Source organism: Streptomyces sp. NPDC037083, from assembly GCF_055606485.1.
The window spans coordinates 50,831-67,824 of record NZ_JBVJSQ010000011.1 but is presented as its reverse complement, the minus strand read 5'-3'; the positions used below and the strand labels follow the sequence as shown (position 1 = coordinate 67,824).

Annotated in this window: 11 protein-coding genes; 2 read left to right on the top strand and 9 right to left on the bottom strand. The window is 72.3% G+C overall.

Going from position 1 to position 16,994, the window contains the following annotated elements:
- The first annotated feature begins 183 nt into the window (after positions 1 to 183).
- Complete coding sequence (gene lexA / locus ACZ7DE_RS27340) at positions 184 to 963, top strand: transcriptional repressor LexA (RefSeq protein ID WP_057575372.1); 780 nt, start codon at positions 184 to 186, stop codon at positions 961 to 963.
- 103 nt (positions 964 to 1,066) lie between these two features.
- Here the strand turns inward: lexA and ACZ7DE_RS27335 are convergent, their stop codons facing one another.
- The 4 genes from ACZ7DE_RS27335 to ACZ7DE_RS27320 form a co-directional block, all read right to left on the bottom strand.
- On the bottom strand, positions 1,067 to 3,094 hold the full coding sequence (locus tag ACZ7DE_RS27335; protein ID WP_470765625.1) for an ATP-dependent DNA helicase: 2,028 nt from the start codon (positions 3,092 to 3,094) through the stop codon (positions 1,067 to 1,069).
- A gap of 232 nt (positions 3,095 to 3,326) precedes the next feature.
- Positions 3,327 to 4,058 carry a GNAT family N-acetyltransferase gene (locus ACZ7DE_RS27330; protein ID WP_470766071.1) on the bottom strand — a complete coding sequence of 244 codons (732 nt, stop codon included), beginning with the start codon at positions 4,056 to 4,058 and terminating at the stop codon, positions 3,327 to 3,329.
- On the bottom strand, positions 3,953 to 5,962 hold the full coding sequence (locus ACZ7DE_RS27325) for an IucA/IucC family protein (RefSeq protein ID WP_470765623.1): 2,010 nt from the start codon (positions 5,960 to 5,962) through the stop codon (positions 3,953 to 3,955). The genes ACZ7DE_RS27330 and ACZ7DE_RS27325 overlap by 106 nt, the downstream gene beginning before the upstream one ends.
- A gap of 421 nt (positions 5,963 to 6,383) precedes the next feature.
- Complete coding sequence (locus tag ACZ7DE_RS27320; RefSeq protein ID WP_470765621.1) at positions 6,384 to 7,973, bottom strand: diaminobutyrate--2-oxoglutarate transaminase family protein; 1,590 nt, start codon at positions 7,971 to 7,973, stop codon at positions 6,384 to 6,386.
- Between the two features lie 281 nt (positions 7,974 to 8,254).
- Here ACZ7DE_RS27320 and ACZ7DE_RS27315 point away from each other — a divergent pair, with 281 nt between their 5' ends.
- Entirely contained in the window at positions 8,255 to 9,478 is a 1,224-nt protein-coding gene (locus tag ACZ7DE_RS27315) for a trypsin-like serine peptidase (RefSeq protein WP_470765619.1), read from the top strand.
- A 277-nt stretch (positions 9,479 to 9,755) separates the two neighbouring features.
- On the opposite strand, the gene hflX is transcribed toward ACZ7DE_RS27315, so the two are convergent.
- The 5 genes from hflX to ACZ7DE_RS27290 form a co-directional block, all read right to left on the bottom strand.
- A complete protein-coding gene (gene hflX / locus ACZ7DE_RS27310; protein ID WP_470765617.1) occupies positions 9,756 to 11,249 on the bottom strand; it encodes a GTPase HflX in 1,494 nt (497 codons plus the stop codon).
- A 137-nt stretch (positions 11,250 to 11,386) separates the two neighbouring features.
- Positions 11,387 to 12,889, bottom strand: a complete 1,503-nt coding sequence (locus ACZ7DE_RS27305; RefSeq protein ID WP_470765615.1) for a M1 family metallopeptidase — start codon at positions 12,887 to 12,889, stop codon at positions 11,387 to 11,389.
- A gap of 137 nt (positions 12,890 to 13,026) precedes the next feature.
- Complete coding sequence (locus ACZ7DE_RS27300; protein WP_470765613.1) at positions 13,027 to 15,213, bottom strand: RelA/SpoT family protein; 2,187 nt, start codon at positions 15,211 to 15,213, stop codon at positions 13,027 to 13,029.
- A gap of 298 nt (positions 15,214 to 15,511) precedes the next feature.
- Entirely contained in the window at positions 15,512 to 16,381 is an 870-nt protein-coding gene (dapF, locus tag ACZ7DE_RS27295) for a diaminopimelate epimerase (RefSeq protein WP_470765611.1), read from the bottom strand.
- Positions 16,382 to 16,454: 73 nt separating this feature from the next.
- The gene (locus ACZ7DE_RS27290) at positions 16,455 to 16,964 is read right to left on the bottom strand and encodes a hypothetical protein (protein ID WP_470766070.1); all 510 of its coding nucleotides are present in this window, start codon (positions 16,962 to 16,964) and stop codon (positions 16,455 to 16,457) included.
- Positions 16,965 to 16,994 lie beyond the last annotated feature (30 nt).

Below are 16,994 nucleotides of genomic sequence, written 5' to 3'. Positions count from 1 at the left end.
TCGGCTCCGGCGGTGAAGGCTACAACAACGAGTCCTTTCGCCTGCCGGGGACCGCGTTAGCCATACACCCATACACATGATCAAGTCAGGCTATCCGCGCTTTTTCACTCGAACGTGTGTTTGGCGCAACCTTTCGAAAGCAACTACCGTTGTCCAGCAGGGAGACAACCGAGAGGGGCCGACGTGACCACCACCGCAGACAGTGCCACCATCACTGCCCAGGACCGCTCCCAGGGCCGACTCGAGCCGGTGCATGCGATGAACGAAGCCATGAATCCCGAGGGACACAAGCGCTCTCTGCCTGGTCGACCTCCAGGCATCCGCGCGGACAGCTCGGGGCTCACCGACCGGCAGCGCCGAGTGATCGAGGTCATCAGGGACTCCGTACAGCGGCGCGGCTACCCGCCGTCGATGCGGGAGATCGGTCAGGCGGTCGGCCTGTCCAGCACGTCCTCGGTCGCCCACCAGCTGATGGCACTGGAGCGCAAGGGCTTCCTGCGCCGCGATCCGCACCGCCCGCGCGCGTACGAGGTGCGCGGCTCCGACCAGGCCGCCTCCGTGCAGCCCACCGACACCGCCGGCAAGCCGGCCGCGTCCTACGTGCCGCTGGTCGGCCGGATCGCCGCCGGTGGCCCGATCCTGGCCGAGGAGTCGGTGGAGGACGTCTTCCCGCTGCCGAGGCAGCTGGTCGGCGACGGCGAGCTGTTCGTCCTGAAGGTCGTCGGCGACTCCATGATCGAGGCCGCGATCTGCGACGGCGACTGGGTCACCGTCCGCCGTCAGCCCGTCGCAGAGAACGGCGACATCGTGGCCGCGATGCTCGACGGCGAAGCCACCGTCAAGCGCTTCAAGCGGGAGGACGGCCATGTGTGGCTCCTGCCGCACAACGCCGCCTACGAGCCGATCCCCGGCGACGACGCGACCATCCTCGGCAAGGTGGTGGCCGTACTCCGCCGCGTCTGAGAGCGGCGACGGGCGGGGGTCTCCCCCGCCCTGCCCCTGACTGGGCCCCGGGATCCCTGCGCCGGTTCCGGGGCCCTGTGCTGTGCCGGTGGTGCTGTCCGGCCTACGCCTCTGCGTCCGCCGCCACCGTCTCCACCTCTGCCTGGTCGGCTTCCGCCTCTGCCTCTGCCTGTTTGGCCTTCGCGTCGATCGCGGCGAGGGACTTGCGGACCTGATTGCGGTCCGTGGTGTACCAGAAGTCGGGCAGGGACGCCTTCAGATAGCTCCCGTAGCGGGCCGTCGCCAGCCGCTGGTCCAGTACGGCGACCACGCCGCGGTCCCCCGACGCGCGCACCAGGCGGCCCGCGCCCTGCGCCATGAGCAGCGCCGCGTGGGTGGCGGCGACAGCCATGAAGCCGTTGCCCCCGGCGTCCTCCACCGCCTTCTGGCGGGCGCTCATCAGGGGGTCGTCCGGGCGCGGGAACGGGATCTTGTCCATGACGACCAGCTGGCAGCTGGGGCCGGGGACGTCGACGCCCTGCCAGAGCGACAGCGTGCCGAACAGGCACGTCTTCGGGTCCGCCGAGAAGTTCTTGATCAGCTCGCCGAGGGTCTCCTCGCCCTGGAGGAGGATCGGGAACTCGGGGATGCGGGTGCGCAGTTCCTCGGCGGCGAGCTGTGCGGCGCGCATGGAGGAGAAGAGGCCGAGCGTGCGTCCGCCGGCCGCCTGGATCAGTTCGGTCAGTTCGTCCAGCATGTCGGCGCGGTCGCCGTCGCGCGCGGGGCGCGCCAGGTGCTTGGCGACATACAGGATGCCCTGTTTGCGGTAGTCGAAGGGCGAACCGACGTCGATGCCCTTCCACTGCGGGACGTCCTCGCCCTCCGTGCCCTCCGGGGCGAGACCCATCGAGGCGCCCACTCCGTTGAAGTCGCCGCCCAGCTTCAGGGTCGCCGAGGCCAGGGTGACGGACCGGTCCGTGAAGAGCTTCTCCCGCAACAGGCCCGACACGGACATGGGAGCCACGCGCAGCGAAGCGCCGAAGCGGTCGTGCCTCTCGTACCAGACGACGTCCCATTCGGAGCCGTTGCAGATCCGCTCCGCCACGTCGTGCACGGACTCCACCGAGGCCAGCGCCTGCTTGCGGACGGCATCCTCGTCCTGGACGGACTTGTCGCGGGTGGCGCCGATGGCGGAGATGACCGTCCGTGCGGCGTCGCGCAGCGCCATGAGGGCGTAGCCGAGGTCCTCCGGGATCTCCTCCAGGCGGCCGGGCAGGGCCAGCTCCATGAGGCGCTCGAAGCCTTCGGCGGCGGTCTGCAGCTGGTCGGCCGCCTTCTCGTTGACCAGCTTCGCCGCCCGGCGCACGGCCCGGTTGACCTGGCCGGGGGTGAGCTCGCCGGTGGCGACGCCGGTGACCCGCGAGACCAGCTCGTGGGCCTCGTCGACGATCAGCACCTCGTGCTGCGGCAGGACCGGGGCGCCCTCGATGGCGTCGATGGCGAGCAGCGCGTGGTTGGTGACGACGACCTCGGCCAGCTTGGCGCGCTCACGGGCCGTCTCGGCGAAGCACTCGGCGCCGTAGGCGCACTTCGTCGCGCCGAGGCACTCCCGGGAGGACACCGACACCTGGGCCCAGGCCCGGTCGGACACGCCGGGGGTGAGATCGTCGCGGTCGCCCGACTCGGTCTCGTCCGCCCAGTCCCGCAGCCGCAGCAGGTCCTGGCCCAGCTTGCTGGTGGGCGCGGCCGCCTCGAACTGGTCGAAGAGGCCCTCCTCCTCGTCCTGCGGGACCCCTTCGCGCAGCCGGTGCAGGCACAGGTAGTTCGACCGGCCCTTGAGCATCGCGAACTCCGGGCGCCGGCGCAGCAGGGGCTGCAGGGCGTCGACCGTGCGCGGCAGGTCCCGCTCGACGAGCTGGCGCTGCAGGGCCAGCGTGGCGGTCGCCACCACGACGCGCTCCCCGTGGGCGAGCGCGGGCACGAGGTAGCCGAGTGACTTGCCGGTGCCGGTGCCGGCCTGGACCAGCAGGTGGGAGCCGCCGTCGATCGCTTCGGCGACGGCTTCGGCCATGGTCACCTGGCCGGGGCGCTCCGTGCCGCCGACGGCGTCGACAGCGGCATGCAGGAGTTCGGGGAGTGAGGGCTTCGTCATAGCGCGACCACCCTACGGCGCGGCACTGACAATCGGGGGGTCGAGGCGGACGGGAGGGAAGGGATCAAGACCGTGGGTTTCTCGGAGGGGGCGGTGGACCGGGGTCGGCCGTGGCCGGGGGTGACCGTCGGGCGACCGGAAGTGGCCGAATGCGGCCGGTTCGCGAGCGTCGGGTGTCGCAGGCAGGGGTGACGCGGACAGGGCGGGGTGACCCGGATGTCGTCAGGTGGCTTCACAGGAGATCACGGAGGTGTCGCTCCCGGACCATGAGGGCGGCCCGCTTCGTGGGCAGGTCGAGCTCCGCGACGAAGCGGAAACCGGCGCGGAGGAACGTGGCGACGGACGCGACGTTGCGAAGGTCGGGTTCGGCGACGACGCGGGTGCAGGCGGGCGCCCGGTCGAGGATGAGGTCGGCGACGGTTCTGAGCAACAGGCCGCCGAGGCCTCGCCCGCGGTCGGCCACCCCGCCGATGAGGAGGTGGACGCCGGTGTCGTGGGGCCGGGCCGGATAGTGCCCGGCCAGGGGGTCGAGGTCCGCGCGGTAGATCTCCCAGTAACTCATCGGCCGGCCGTCCAGGACGCCCAGGCACGGCACGCTGTGTCCGTCGTCGGCGAGTTGGCGGCACAGGTGCCGCTCGGTCACGGGGTGAGGCCCCGCCAGCTCCCAGAACGCCGCGACCGCCGGGTCGTTCATCCACCGGCCGACGAGGCACAGGTCCCGGTCGATGCGCACGGGGACGAGACGGAACGCACCCGCGGGGGTGGCGGTGGCTCCCCAGTCGCCGACGGCGAGGGCAGGGGGCGCACCGGTGGGGGAATCCGTCCCGACGGGCGGCACGGCGGGCTCCTCTCGAACGTTCAGGAACGCAGGGGGTTGGCGAGGGTGACGTAGACGGACTGGGTGTCCACCGGGCCGACGAGTTCGTCGAGGCCGTGCAGGCGGGTCAGGAGGTTGGCCTTGCAGCGCAGGACGGGTGAGTCGAGCAGGCGGGAGGGCAGCGAACTGCGCGGCCGGTCGGGGCCGCAGGCGGCGTCGGAGAGAAAGCGCCGGAAGGCGGCGAGCAGCAGTCGCTCGTCGGCGAGCCGCTGGGAGCCGAACGCGCCGATGAGTCCCAGCACGTTGTTGATCCCCAGGTAGTAGCAGAAACGCTCGTCGGTGACCTCGTCGGAGACGAAGGTGTCGCTGCGCTCGCCGATGCCGGGCAGCTGGGCTTCGAGTTCCGGGCGGTGGGACTCGCGGAAGTAGTAGCCCTGGTTGTCGCGATAGCGGCCGCCCCGGGGCCAACCGTCCGGGTCCAGCAGGAGGAGCGTGTTCTGCTGATGCGCTTCCAGTGCGATCCCGGCGGCGCCGTCGAGCCACAGGACGGGACGGACGACCTGTTCCAGGTAGCGCAGGAACCACTCCGTCGCGACCGCCCCCACGGGTCGGCCCGTGCGCCCGGCGAGACGCGTGACGAGGCAGGCCAGCCGGGAACGTCCGGTGGGAGCCTCGGCCGGGAGGTCCGGGTGCGCCCCGGACGTCGGGACGTCCGCGCCCGCCGCCGCCCCGCGCACCTGCGGCCGGGGCGCCACGAGTCCGGCGACGCAGGAGACGTCGTCCGCCGGAGCGAAGGGGTTGTGGCGGATCATCACGTCGAGTCCCGTCAGCGGGCGGCCGTCCGGTCCGTCGACCGCGAGCCAGGCCGGATCGCGGACGATGTCGAAGCCCGGGTGGGCCGCCTGCCACCGCTTGGCCAGCCCGGCGCGCAGCAGCCGGTGCACCTCGACGCCCCGCTGGAGTTCCTTGCGGAGGTTCTCGCGGCGGGAGTTGGTGATGCGCAGGCCCAGCGAGAGTTTGAGCATCGCCGGAGCACCGGACCGATGGACGGTGCGCACGGACGAGGTGGGGTGCCACAGTGGGCCGTGCGCGCCCAGCCCGCGGAGCAGTCCGGCGTCGAACAGCGCCTCCGCCTCGGGCCGGTGCCGCATCTCGCGCAGTTGCCAGGGGTGCACCGGCAGGGCGGCGAATCCGTCGGGCAGCGGCAGTCCGTCGCCGGCGAGCCGCGCCGTCAGCCGGGGGGCGGGGACCGGACGGCCGCCTTCGGTCCAGGCGGAGTCGGTGGCGAGCACGGAAGGAGCGACGGCGATCCAGTGCAGGGGGAACGAGCCGCGCGACTCGGGTGAATACGGGCGCGTTTCACCGTCCGAGAGCCCTTCGCGGCTCTTCGGGGTCGGGTGCAGCGGATGTCCGAGCACCAGTGCCTGCTCGGCGGTCAGGAACAGGTCGGCGCCGCCCTCGGGGCGCTCTCGCCGCTCTCCGATGAAGACGGCGGTACAGCGTACGGAGTCGGCGACGCGCGCCACGAGGTCGACGCCTTCGCCGCCGGGAAGGCCGGCGGGTGCGGGGGCAGGGGCATCGTCGGCGGCGGGGCAGTGGGCCCGGCCGGAGCCGCCGTCCCGGTCCGCAGGCTCCGTGCCCTCGTCGTCGGGCACGGCTCGAACAGACGTGACGGACGTGGCGGACGGGTCGCCGCCGTTCGGGAGCGCCTCGCGGGCCAGCAGGGCCGCGACCGTGACGGCGTCCGCGTGCGGGGACTGCGCGGGGGCGCTCGCCAGGCGCGGCAGGCCGAAGCGGTGCCAGCCCGTCGGGGACCAGTAGTGGACGGGGACGAGCAGGGTGACACCGCTCGCGGGCAACGGCACGCGCAGGACGTCGTCGCCCGGCACCGGGGCGGACAGGCCGGTCTCGCGGACCCAGCAGCGCAGCAGGTTCTCCACGGCCGCGGCCTGAGCCGCGGTGAGCGGATCGGGGTGGTCCAGAAGATCTGCGGCTGGGCGCGGCGGCGGTTCGGCGTGCGGGGCGTCTCCCAGCCGACGCGGTGACGGCACCGGGGGCGGCGCGGACGGCACGGCGGGCGCTGCGGCGGAGGGGGACGGCTCAGCGGACGCAGGACCCGCCGCGGCGGAGGCGGGCGACCGCTCGGGAGGGGCGAGAGAGGTACGAGCCGTGGTGCCGGAGTGGGAGTCGGATGCGGATGCGGATGCGGTGGGCTGCGGAGAGGTGGTCAAAGGTTGTTCCTCGTGGAGTGATGGGGGCGAGCGCGAGCCGGAAGTGGCGGGAAGCCTCGCTCGCTCTCGGCTCACCCGGCGGCCGGAGGCCCGACGCGCCCCGCCGCCGGTGTCGCCGCCCCCGGAGAAGTCCGGAGTCGCGACGTACCGGGTTGTGGTCACGTCGTACGGTCTGCCGTCGCACGGGGTCGCGTCGTGCGGCCTGCAGTGCGCTCGCGCGGGGTCGCGTCGACCGTCCTGGCTACCCCGCGCGTTCGGCGCGACCGTCCTGGCGGGGGACATGTTCGGGCGGCCGGTTGGGCCGGTTCGGCCGATTCCGGTGGGGCTCCGCACGACCGCCGCGGCCCGGGCCACGGGCGTGACCGCCGGCCACGGCGGCCATCGCGTCCGCGAGTCGGTCCAGTACTGCTGCGGCCTGCTCGTCGGTGATGGTCAGCGGCGGAAGCAGGCGTACGACGCTGGCGTGGCGTCCGCCGAGCTCGACGATCAGGCCGCGCCGCAGGCACTCTCGCCGCAGGGCTTGGGCCAGAGCGGGGGCGGCAGGCAGGGGGGCGTGCGCGGAGTCCGCGAAGACGTCGGCTCCTGCACCGGCCGCGGCTGCCTGCAGCGGGGCGTCCGCACCGTCACTTCCTGTACCCCGTGCACCTCGCGCACCTCGTGCATCTTGCGCACCTCGTGCGTCTCGTACACCGCTTTCACCTCCTTCGGTCCCGTGTTCTCCTTCGGGATCCACCATCTCGACCCCGATCATCAGCCCGCGCCCCCGCACGTCCCCCATGCACGGGAACTCCTCGGCAAGGCGCTGGAGGCGGCCCAGCATGCGGGCTCCCAGGACGGCGGCGCGGTCGGCGAGGCCGTTCTCGCGGACGTGGGCGAGGGTGGCCGTTCCGGCGGCCATCGCGAGCTGGTTGCCGCGGAACGTGCCCGCGTGCGCGCCGGGTTGCCAGACGTCGAGTTCGTCGCGGTAGACGACGACGGCGAGCGGCAGGCTGCCGCCGATGGCCTTGGACAGGACCATCACATCGGGTGTGACCCCGCTGTGCTCCACCGCCCAGAAGGCGCCGGTCCGTCCGACGCCCGTCTGGACCTCGTCGGCGATCAGCGGGATCGAGCGGTCCGCCGTGATCTTCCGCATCCTGCGCAGCCAGGCGTCCGGTGCGGGAAGCACACCGCCCTCGCCCTGAACGGGCTCGAGGATCATCCCGGCGGGCGGCCGCACCCCCGACCTGGGGTCGTCCAGGACGGACTCGGTCCAGCGGGCGGCGAGTTCGGCGCCGCGCTCGCCGCCGACGCCGAACGGGCAGCGGTAGTCCTGCGGATAGGGCAGGCGTGCCACCCTGACGTCGTGGGCGGCCCCGGAGGCTTCGAGGGATCCGGCGGTCATCCCGTGGTAGGCGCCGGTGAAGGCCAGGACGCCCGTGCGGCCGGTGGCGGCACGGACCAGTTTGAGGGCGGCCTCCACCGCGTCCGTGCCGGCCGGCCCGCAGAACTGCACGCGCGCGTGGTCGGCCAGACCGGGCGGCAGCGTCCGGAACAGCTCCGTGATGAAGGCGTCCTTGACGGGGGTCGCGAGGTCGAGCACGTGCAAGGGCGCGCCCGAGTCGAGCACCTTGCGGATCGCCTCCAGCACGACGGGGTGGTTGTGGCCCAGGGCGAGGGTGCCGGCGCCCGAGAGACAGTCGAGGTAACGGCGGCCGTCCGCGCCCTCGATGGTCAGCCCGCGGGCCCGCACCGGCACGATGGGCAGGGCGCGCGCGTAGGTGCGCGCCGCCGACTCACGCGCCGCCTGACGCCTCAGGATGCCCTCGGGCACTGGCTCGGTCACGACCACGGCTCCCCGTCCTCCCGCAGTTCGGGGAGCCGGGCGCGGACAGCGGACCCCCCACCGCTAACAACCCCGGACAGGCTTCCCGGTTACGGGTTGCCTCAAGATCCTTGCTGTGACCGAACAGTTGCCATTCCGTCGGAAGTCCCCCACAGCGACCGCATATCGTGTGGTGGCATCGCACCTGGCCGTGAGACCCGCTTGAACCCGGGATGAGATCCCCGTGAGTTCCGCTCCGGGGAACGGCCGGTGTTTCACGTTCGTTGACAGCAGGGGGAGTTCACACCATGCGATCCACACGTCCGTCGTTCACCGTTCGCCGGAGGAGGGACGCGCGCCGCAGGACCTCCCCCGTGCTGGGCGCCGTGGCGCTCGCCTCGGTGCTCGCGCTCACCGCGACCGCCTGCGACTCGGGCGACACCGAGGCCGGCGGGCAGGCCGACGCGTCGGCATCGGCCACCGGCGACGGAAAGATCACGATCCCGGACGACATCAAGGACAGGCTCAAAGAGCACGGGATCGACCTCGACAAGTGGAAGAACGGCGCCTGGAAGAACTGGGACAGGGACGACTGGCTGCGTGAGGCGCAGGACTACGTCAACCCGATCATCAAGGGTCTGTGGGACCCGGACCGGATGCGCGAGGCCGAGGACCCGGACCGGAGCGTCGATGACAGCGACCTCTCCGGCGACCAGGGCGTGACCGACCCGACGCCGCAGGCCGTGGACGCGAAGGCCGTCCCGACGAGCTACCACGCCAACGCCCCCGAGGCGGGCAAGGTGTTCTTCGACTCCCCCGAGGGCACGATGGTCTGCTCGGCGACGGTCGTGCAGGACCCGGCCCACCCGGGCAAGTCCAACCTGGTGTGGACCGCGGGCCATTGCGTGCACGCGGGCAAGGGCGGCGGCTGGTACCGCAATATCGCCTTCGTGCCCTCGTACAACGACGAGGGTCTGTCGTCCCAGCAGTTGAAGACGGCCACCAAGGAGCAGGCCGCTCCCTACGGCGTCTGGTGGGGCGACTGGACGAAGACCTCGGACCAGTGGATCGCACAGGGCGGCCAGACCGGCGGTGACGGCGCCTCCTACGACTACGCCGTGATCCATGTGACGCCGGAGGAGGGCGGTTCGGGCAAGTCCCTCGAGGAGACGGTCGGTTCGGCGCTTCCGGTGAACTTCAAGGCTCCGGCCGTCCCGAAGGTGGACAGCATCACCGCGACCGGCTACCCGGCGGCCAAGCCGTACGACGGGCAGAAGCTCTACCAGTGCCAGGACAAGCCGGGCCGGTTCTCGCTCAGTTCCTCGGACCCGACGATGTACCGCATCGGCTGCACGATGACCGGCGGTTCGTCGGGCGGCGGCTGGGTGGCGACGGGCTCGAACGGCAAGCCCGCGCTGGTCTCCAACACGTCGATCGGCCCGGTGAACTCGGGTTGGCTGGCCGGCCCGCGGCTGGGCGATGTGGCGAAGAGCGTCTACGACTCGGTGAGCGACAAGTTCGCCGGCCGCTAGCGGGATCGGCGGTGGGACGCCGGAGGCAAGCCCTCACCGTCCCGCCGCCGTCCGTCCTGGAGCCGACGGCGCCTGCGCCGTACTGCGTGTCACTTCGGAGCAGGCCAGGCCGGATGTCGTCGGCGCAGACGCTGGTCCGCGCGCTGGACGTGGACCGGGTGCTCTGACGGAGACCACGAGCAGGAAGTACGGCGGCCGGTGAAGCCGGACATGCCGAAGGCCCGCCCCCGCGGCAGAGCGGGGGCGGGCCTTCACGCGTTCAGCGGGCCACGAGGCCTCAGGCGGCCGGCGCCGGAACGTACGGCGCGAGGTCCGCCGCCAGTTCCTCGTGCACCCGCACCTTCAGCAGGGTGCCCTCCGCCGTGTGCTCCGCGGAGATCACCTCGCCCTCGGTGTGGGCACGGGCGACCAGGTTGCCGTGCGTGTACGGCACGAGCGCCTCCACCTCGACCGACGGGCGGGGAAGCTCGTCGTCGATCAGCGCGAGCAGTTCGTCGATGCCCTGGCCGCTGCGTGCCGAGACGGCGATGGAACGCTTCTCGATCCGCATCAGCCGCTGCAGCGTCAGCGGGTCGGCCGCGTCCGCCTTGTTGATCACGACGATCTCGGGCACGCCGGTGGCGCCGACGTCCCGGATCACCTCGCGCACGGCGGCCAGCTGCTCCTCCGGGTTGGGGTGCGAGCCGTCCACCACGTGCAGGATCAGGTCGGACTCGCCGACCTCCTCCATGGTGGAGCGGAACGCCTCGACCAGGTGGTGCGGCAGGTGCCGGACGAAGCCGACGGTGTCCGCCAGCGTGTACAGGCGGCCCCCGGGGGTCTCGGCCCGGCGCACGGTCGGGTCCAGGGTCGCGAACAGGGCGTTCTCGACCAGGACGCCCGCGCCGGTGAGGCGGTTGAGCAGGGACGACTTGCCGGCGTTGGTGTAGCCCGCGATGGCCACGGACGGCACCTTGTGGCGCTTGCGCTCCTGGCGCTTGATCTCGCGGCCGGTCTTCATCTCCGCGATCTCCCGGCGCATCTTCGCCATCTTCTCGCGGATCCGTCGCCGGTCCGTCTCGATCTTGGTCTCACCGGGGCCGCGGGTGGCGAGGCCGCCGCCCTTGCCGCCGCCCATCTGACGGGACAGCGACTGACCCCAGCCGCGCAGCCGCGGCAGCATGTACTGCATCTGCGCGAGCGCGACCTGTGCCTTGCCCTCCCGGGACTTGGCGTGCTGGGCGAAGATGTCGAGGATCAGGGCCGTGCGGTCGATGACCTTGACCTTGACGACGTCCTCGAGGTGGATCAGCTGGCCCGGGCTGAGCTCACCGTCGCAGATGACGGTGTCCGCGCCCGTCTCGAGGACGATGTCGCGCAGCTCGTTGGCCTTGCCGGAGCCGATGTAGGTGGCTGCGTCGGGCTTGTCACGGCGCTGGATGACGCCGTCGAGCACGAGCGCGCCGGCGGTCTCCGCGAGGGCGGCCAGCTCCGCGAGGGAGTTGTCCGCGTCCTGCGAGGTCCCCGTGGTCCAGACGCCGACGAGCACGACCCGCTCCAGGCGGAGCTGGCGGTACTCGACCTCGGTGACGTCCTCGAGCTCGGTGGAGAGGCCCGCCACGCGGCGCAGGGCCGCGCGCTCGGAGCGGTCGAACTGATCGCCGTCCCGGTCTCCGTCGATCTCGTGGCTCCAGGCGACGTCCTCTTCCATCAGGGCATCGGCCCGAAGACCTTCGGGGTAGGCGTGCGCAACGCGCTGGGTGTCCTGGGAAGGGGAAGAAGAGGAGGTCATTGGGTCCTTACGTCGTTGGGGTTGCCGATTCGGCGCCCTGCATGAGGGACAACGCACGAGTGCCCCGGGAGATTCCCGTGTCCCGTGCCACGCCGACCTCACGATGGTCGCACGGTACGGCCCGTCTCGTCACGGCCTTATTTCGCGGCCAGGGCGGCCTTCGACGCGGCCTGCGGCTCGCCCTTGGCCACCGGCGCGGCCGGCTTCCAGTCCGGGTGTCCGGGCATCGCGGGGGTCTTCTCGCCGTACAGCCAGTCCTTGAAGAACAGGGTCAGGTCGCGTCCGGAGATCGCCTCGGCGAGGCGCTCGAAGTCGGCCGTCGTGGCCGTGGAGTCGCGGTGGTTGTGCACCCAGGCCCGTTCCAGGCTCTCGAACGCGCGGGTGCCGATCTCCTGGCGCAGCGCGTACAGGACGAGGGCCGCGCCGTCGTAGACGTTGGGGCGGAAGATGCCGATCTTCTGGCCCGGCTTGGGCGCCTTGGGCAGCGCCGGGGGGCCTCCCGCGGCGCGCCAGCGGTCGGAGGCGCCGTACGCCGCCTTCATGCGCGCATCCAGGGTGTGGCCCGCGCCCGCGTTCTCCTCCGCGTAGAGCGCCTCGTACCAGGTGGCGTGCCCCTCGTTGAGCCACAGGTCGGACCAGCTGCGCGGACTGACGCTGTCGCCGAACCACTGGTGGGAGAGTTCGTGCACCATGATCGACTCGATGTACCACTTGGGGTAGCCGGGCTCGGTGAAGAGGTCCCGTTCGAAGAGGGAGAGGGTCTGCGTCTCGAGTTCGAACCCGGTGGAGGCCTCGGCCATGAGCAGGCCGTACGTCTCGAAGGGGTAGGGGCCGACCTTGCCCTCCATCCAGGAGATCTGGGCGGGAGTCTTCGCCAGCCACGGTTCGAGCAGGTCGCGGTCCTTGGTGGGCACGACGTCCCGGACGGGCAGTGCGTGCGGCCCCTCACGGTGCACCACGGTGGAGCGGCCGATGGAGACCTGGGCGAGTTCGGTGGCCATGGGGTGCTGGGTGCGGTACGTCCACGTGGTGGCCGCGCCGACCCGTTCGACACCGGCCGGCAGTCCGCCCGCGACGGCCGTGTAGTCGTTGGGGGCGGTGATCCGGATGGTGAACATCGCCTTGTCGGAGGGGTGGTCGTTGCACGGGAAGACCAGGTGGGCGGCGTCCGCCTGGTTGGCCATGGCGAGGCCGTCCGCGGTCCTGACCCAGCCGCCGTCGCGGTCGTCGGCGCTCACGGGATCGCTGGTGTGCCGCACGGTGATCCGTGTCCAGCTGCCCGGGGGCAGCGAGCTCTGCGGGGTGACGACCAGGTCGTCGCCGGCGCCTGCGAAGTCGGCGGGCCTGCCGTCGACCTCGACCGAGGCGACCTTGCCGTGGGCGAAGTCGAGGTTGATCCGGTCCAGGGCGGTCGTGGTCCAGGCGTCGATGGTGGTGACCGCCTGGAGGGGCTCGCTGTTGGTGCCGGAATAGGTCAAGGACAGGTCGTACGACGCGACGTCGTACCCGGGGTTGCCCAGGTACGGGAAGAGACGGTCGCCGACGCCGAGCGGGACCGCCGGGGCGCTCGCGGCGACGAGGCAGACGGACACGGCCGAGGCGAGCAGCGCGGACTTGAGCCGGAGGCGGGGGGTGAGCATGCACCACCGCTACCAGCGCGCACGTGTGCCGCGTCGGCGACGCGCGCCCGGCCCACCCGAACGGGTTGCTCACGCGCGTGTGGGCGGACGGCCCGGGTAAAACCGGGGCTCGCCGGCGCACGCACGCGTGGAGGCGCCTACGCGGGTTCTGCGGAGGCCTGCGCATGGTGCTGCGCGCGGCCCACGTCGTACACGCCGGGCACGTTGCGCATGGCCCGCAGGAGGGTCGGCAGGTGGGCGGCGTCGGGGAGCTGGACGGTGTAGGTGTGGCGTACCCGTTGCTGGCTCGGGGGCTCGACGGTCGCGGAGACGATCTCGGCGCCCTCCAGCGCCATGGCCTCGGTGAGGTCGGCGAGCAGATGGGGCCGGCCGAACGACTCGGCGACCAGGGTGACCCGGCAGCCGGTGGTGTCGCCCCAGCGCACGTCGACCTCTTCGCGCCCCGCGCTCGCCATGCGCGCCACGGCGGCGCATTCCGCGCGGTGCACGGTGACCACTCCCCCGCGTACGAGGAAGCCGGTGACCTCGTCGAGCGGTACGGGCGTGCAGCACCCGGCGAGCCGCACGGTGGCGTCGGGCCGGTCGACGACCGTGATGGCGGCGCCGGGCCGGGGTGCGGGCGCTTCGGCTCCGGAGGCGTCCGCGGTGGCCCGCGCCGTCGCCTCGGCGGCCCTGGCCGCTCCGGGGGACTCCGCGCGTACCTCGCCCTCGTCCTCGGCGGGCGCCGGGTGCGTCGCCAGCCACCGTTGGATGGCGATCCGGGCCGCCGGGGTGTGGGCGTGCTCCAGCCACTCCCGGGACGGCTCCGAGGCCGGATCCTGGCCCATCAGGAGCTGCACGGTGTCGCCGTCCCGCAGCACCGTGCTGAGGGTTGCCAGGCGGCCGTTCACCCGGGCGCCGATACAGGCGTGGGCGTCCTCGCCGTACTGCGCGTAGGCGGCGTCGACGCAGGTCGCGCCGTCGGGCAGGCCGAGGGTGCCGCCGTCCGGCCGGAAGACGGTGATCTCGCGGTCCTGGGCGAGGTCCTCGCGCAGGGTGGACCAGAAGGTGTCGGGGTCGGGCGCGGCCTCCTGCCAGTCCAGGAGGCGGGAGAGCCAACCGGGCCGGGTGGGGTCGACGCGCTCCTCGTCGGCCGCGCCTGTCTGCCGGGCGTGCTCCTCGGCGGGGGCCGTGTAGGGATTGCCGAGCGCGACCACGCCGGCCTCCGCGACCTTGTGCATCTGGTGCGTGCGGATGAGGACTTCGGCGACCTGGCCGTCCTCGCGGGCGACCGCGGTGTGCAGCGACTGGTACAGGTTGAACTTGGGGACGGCGATGAAGTCCTTGAACTCCGAGACCACCGGCGTCATACAGGTGTGCAGTTCGCCCAGGACGGCGTAACAGTCGGCGTCCTCGTTCACCAGCACCAGCAGGCGGCCGAAGTCGCAACCGCGCATCCGTCCGCGCTTGCGGGAGACGCGGTGCACGGAGACGAAGTGCCGCGGGCGGATGAGGACTTCGGCCTGGATGTCGGCGTCGCGCAGGACCGCGCGCATCGCCTCGGCGAAGTCCGCGAGGGGGTCGTCCGCGCGGGAGGCGTTCTCGACGATCAGCTCGCGCGTGCGCTCGTACTCCTCGGGGTGCAGGATCGCGAAGACGAGGTCTTCCAGCTCGGTCTTGAGGGCCTGGACGCCGAGGCGTTCGGCGAGCGGGATGAGGACGTCCCGGGTCACCTTGGCGATGCGCGCCTGTTTCTCGGGGCGCATCACGCCCAGGGTGCGCATGTTGTGCAGCCGGTCGGCGAGTTTGATCGACATCACGCGGACGTCGTTGCCGGTGGCGACGAGCATCTTGCGGAAGGTCTCGGGCTCGGCGGCGGCGCCGTAGTCGACCTTCTCCAACTTGGTGACGCCGTCGACGAGATAGCGCACCTCGGCGCCGAACTGCTCGCCGACCTGATCGAGCGTCACATCGGTGTCCTCGACGGTGTCGTGGAGCAGCGAGGCGGTCAAGGTCGTGGTCTCCGCGCCGAGTTCGGCGAGGATGAGGGTCACGGCGAGCGGGTGGGTGATGTAGGGCTCGCCGCTCTTGCGCATCTGGCCGCGGTGCGAGGACTCGGCGAGCAGGTAGGCGCGGCGCAGGATTTCGAGGTCGGCGTCGGGGTGGTGGGCGCGGTGGACCTCGACGACATGGCCGATCGCGTCCGGCAGCCGGCCGCGCGAGGCGGGGCCGAGCAGCGCGGCACCGACCAGGCGACGCAGGTCGATCCGGGGACGGCTGCGCCTGCGGGGCGTGGCCGGCGCTACCGGGCCTGGGGTCGCAGGGTTCGTGGCCTCCGCACTCATGGGCACCTCCGGCTGCGTGGACCGGCGGACGGGGTGTCCCAGGGCGGACACGGCTCAGGGGACTGGTAACGGTCCCCCGTCCGGGCCGGTGCTTGATGCTACCGAGCCCATCACGCCCGACCGGCCGCCTCTCGCCGAGCGTGAAACGGATCACCCATTCGAGCGATGGTCCGGGAGTTTACGTTTTCGAGCCACCCATCCTGACGCCGGTCGGGCATTCGAACCCAGGGATCGACCCTGAGGCGGCTCCGGCATGCTTCCAGGCCGTCCCGCCCTCCGATACCAAGCCGCTCCCGGATCAGCGGACGACTTTTTCCAGCCACTCGGGATCGATCTCCCCTGTGGCGACGATCACTGCGGGCCCGGTCATCTCGATCTCCCCGTCGGGCCGCTCGGTGATCACCAGACGTCCGCCGGGCACGTCCACGGTGTAGGTGGCCGGCATCCCGGTGACCGCCGGGTCCGCGCCGTCCCTGCGCGCGGCCGCCACGGCGACGGCGCACGCGCCCGTGCCGCACGAACGGGTCTCGCCCGCTCCGCGCTCGTGCACGCGCAGGGCGACGTGCCGCGGGCCGCGGTCGACCACGAACTCGACGTTGACGCCGCCCGGGTAGGCGGCGGCGGGACTGAAGGGCGGCGGGGCGAACAGGTCGCCTGCGTGCGCGAGGTCGTCGACGAAGGCGACGGCGTGCGGGTTGCCCATGTTGACGTTGCGCGCGGGCCAGCTGCGCTCGCCGACGCTCACCGTGACGTCCCCTTCGGGGAGGCGGGCCCTGCCCATGCCGACGGTGACGTCCCCCTCCTTCGCGAGGTGGACGCTCTTGACGCCCCCGCGCGTGGCGACCGCCAGGTCCCCCTCGGCCACGAGACCGGCGTGTTGCAGGTAGCGGGCGAAGACCCGGACTCCGTTGCCGCACATCTCGGCGATCGAGCCGTCGCCGTTGCGGTAGTCCATGAACCACTCCGCCTCGGCCGCCATGTCCTTCGCCTCGGGGTGGGCGGCGGACCGCACGACGTGCAGCAGCCCGTCACCGCCGATGCCCGCGCGTCGGTCGCACAGGGCGGCGACGGCGGCCGGGGGGAGGTCGAGGGCGTTGTCGGGGTCCGGAACGATCACGAAGTCGTTCTCGGTGCCGTGCCCCTTGAGGAAGGCGATCCGCGTGCTCATCCCTCGATCGTACGGGGTGGCGCCGACACCGGGCCCGGGGCCGGAAACCGAGGGCCGCACGCGCGCGTGGGGCTCAGCGGAGCCGGGCGACCCGCCAGACTGCCAGCGCCACCACCGCCGCGACCATCACGACGTAGGCGAGGACGACCCGCCAGTCGGGGCGGCGCCCGGAGCCGCGCTGGGGCAGGCCGGGCCACGTGTAACCGACGCGGCGCGCGGCCATCATGCCCCAGCCGGCGGCGCAGGAGCAGATCAGCAGCCCGAGCATGGCGATCATGGCCCCGCTGTCGCCGAAGTCGAAGGCGAGCGGGAAGGCGAACATCAGCGAGCCGCTGGCTGCCAGGGCCACGATGGGCGCGAGCTGCCAGATCCGCAGCCGGCGCTGCGGGCGCAGCTCGACCTCGACCTCGGGGCCGCTCGAGAACATCTCCTCGGGCTCGGGACCGTCGTCGGTCACACCGCCCTGGGTGTCGTCCTCGTCCGGCCCGTCGGGGCTCAGACGGGCTTCCTCGGGCTCCGGTTCACCGCTTCCGGTGATGCGGTGCTCGGTGCCTTGTGCGGTGTCGCGAGGGCCGGCCTCCATCGCCACGCGCCCTCCCAACTCGGACTCCAC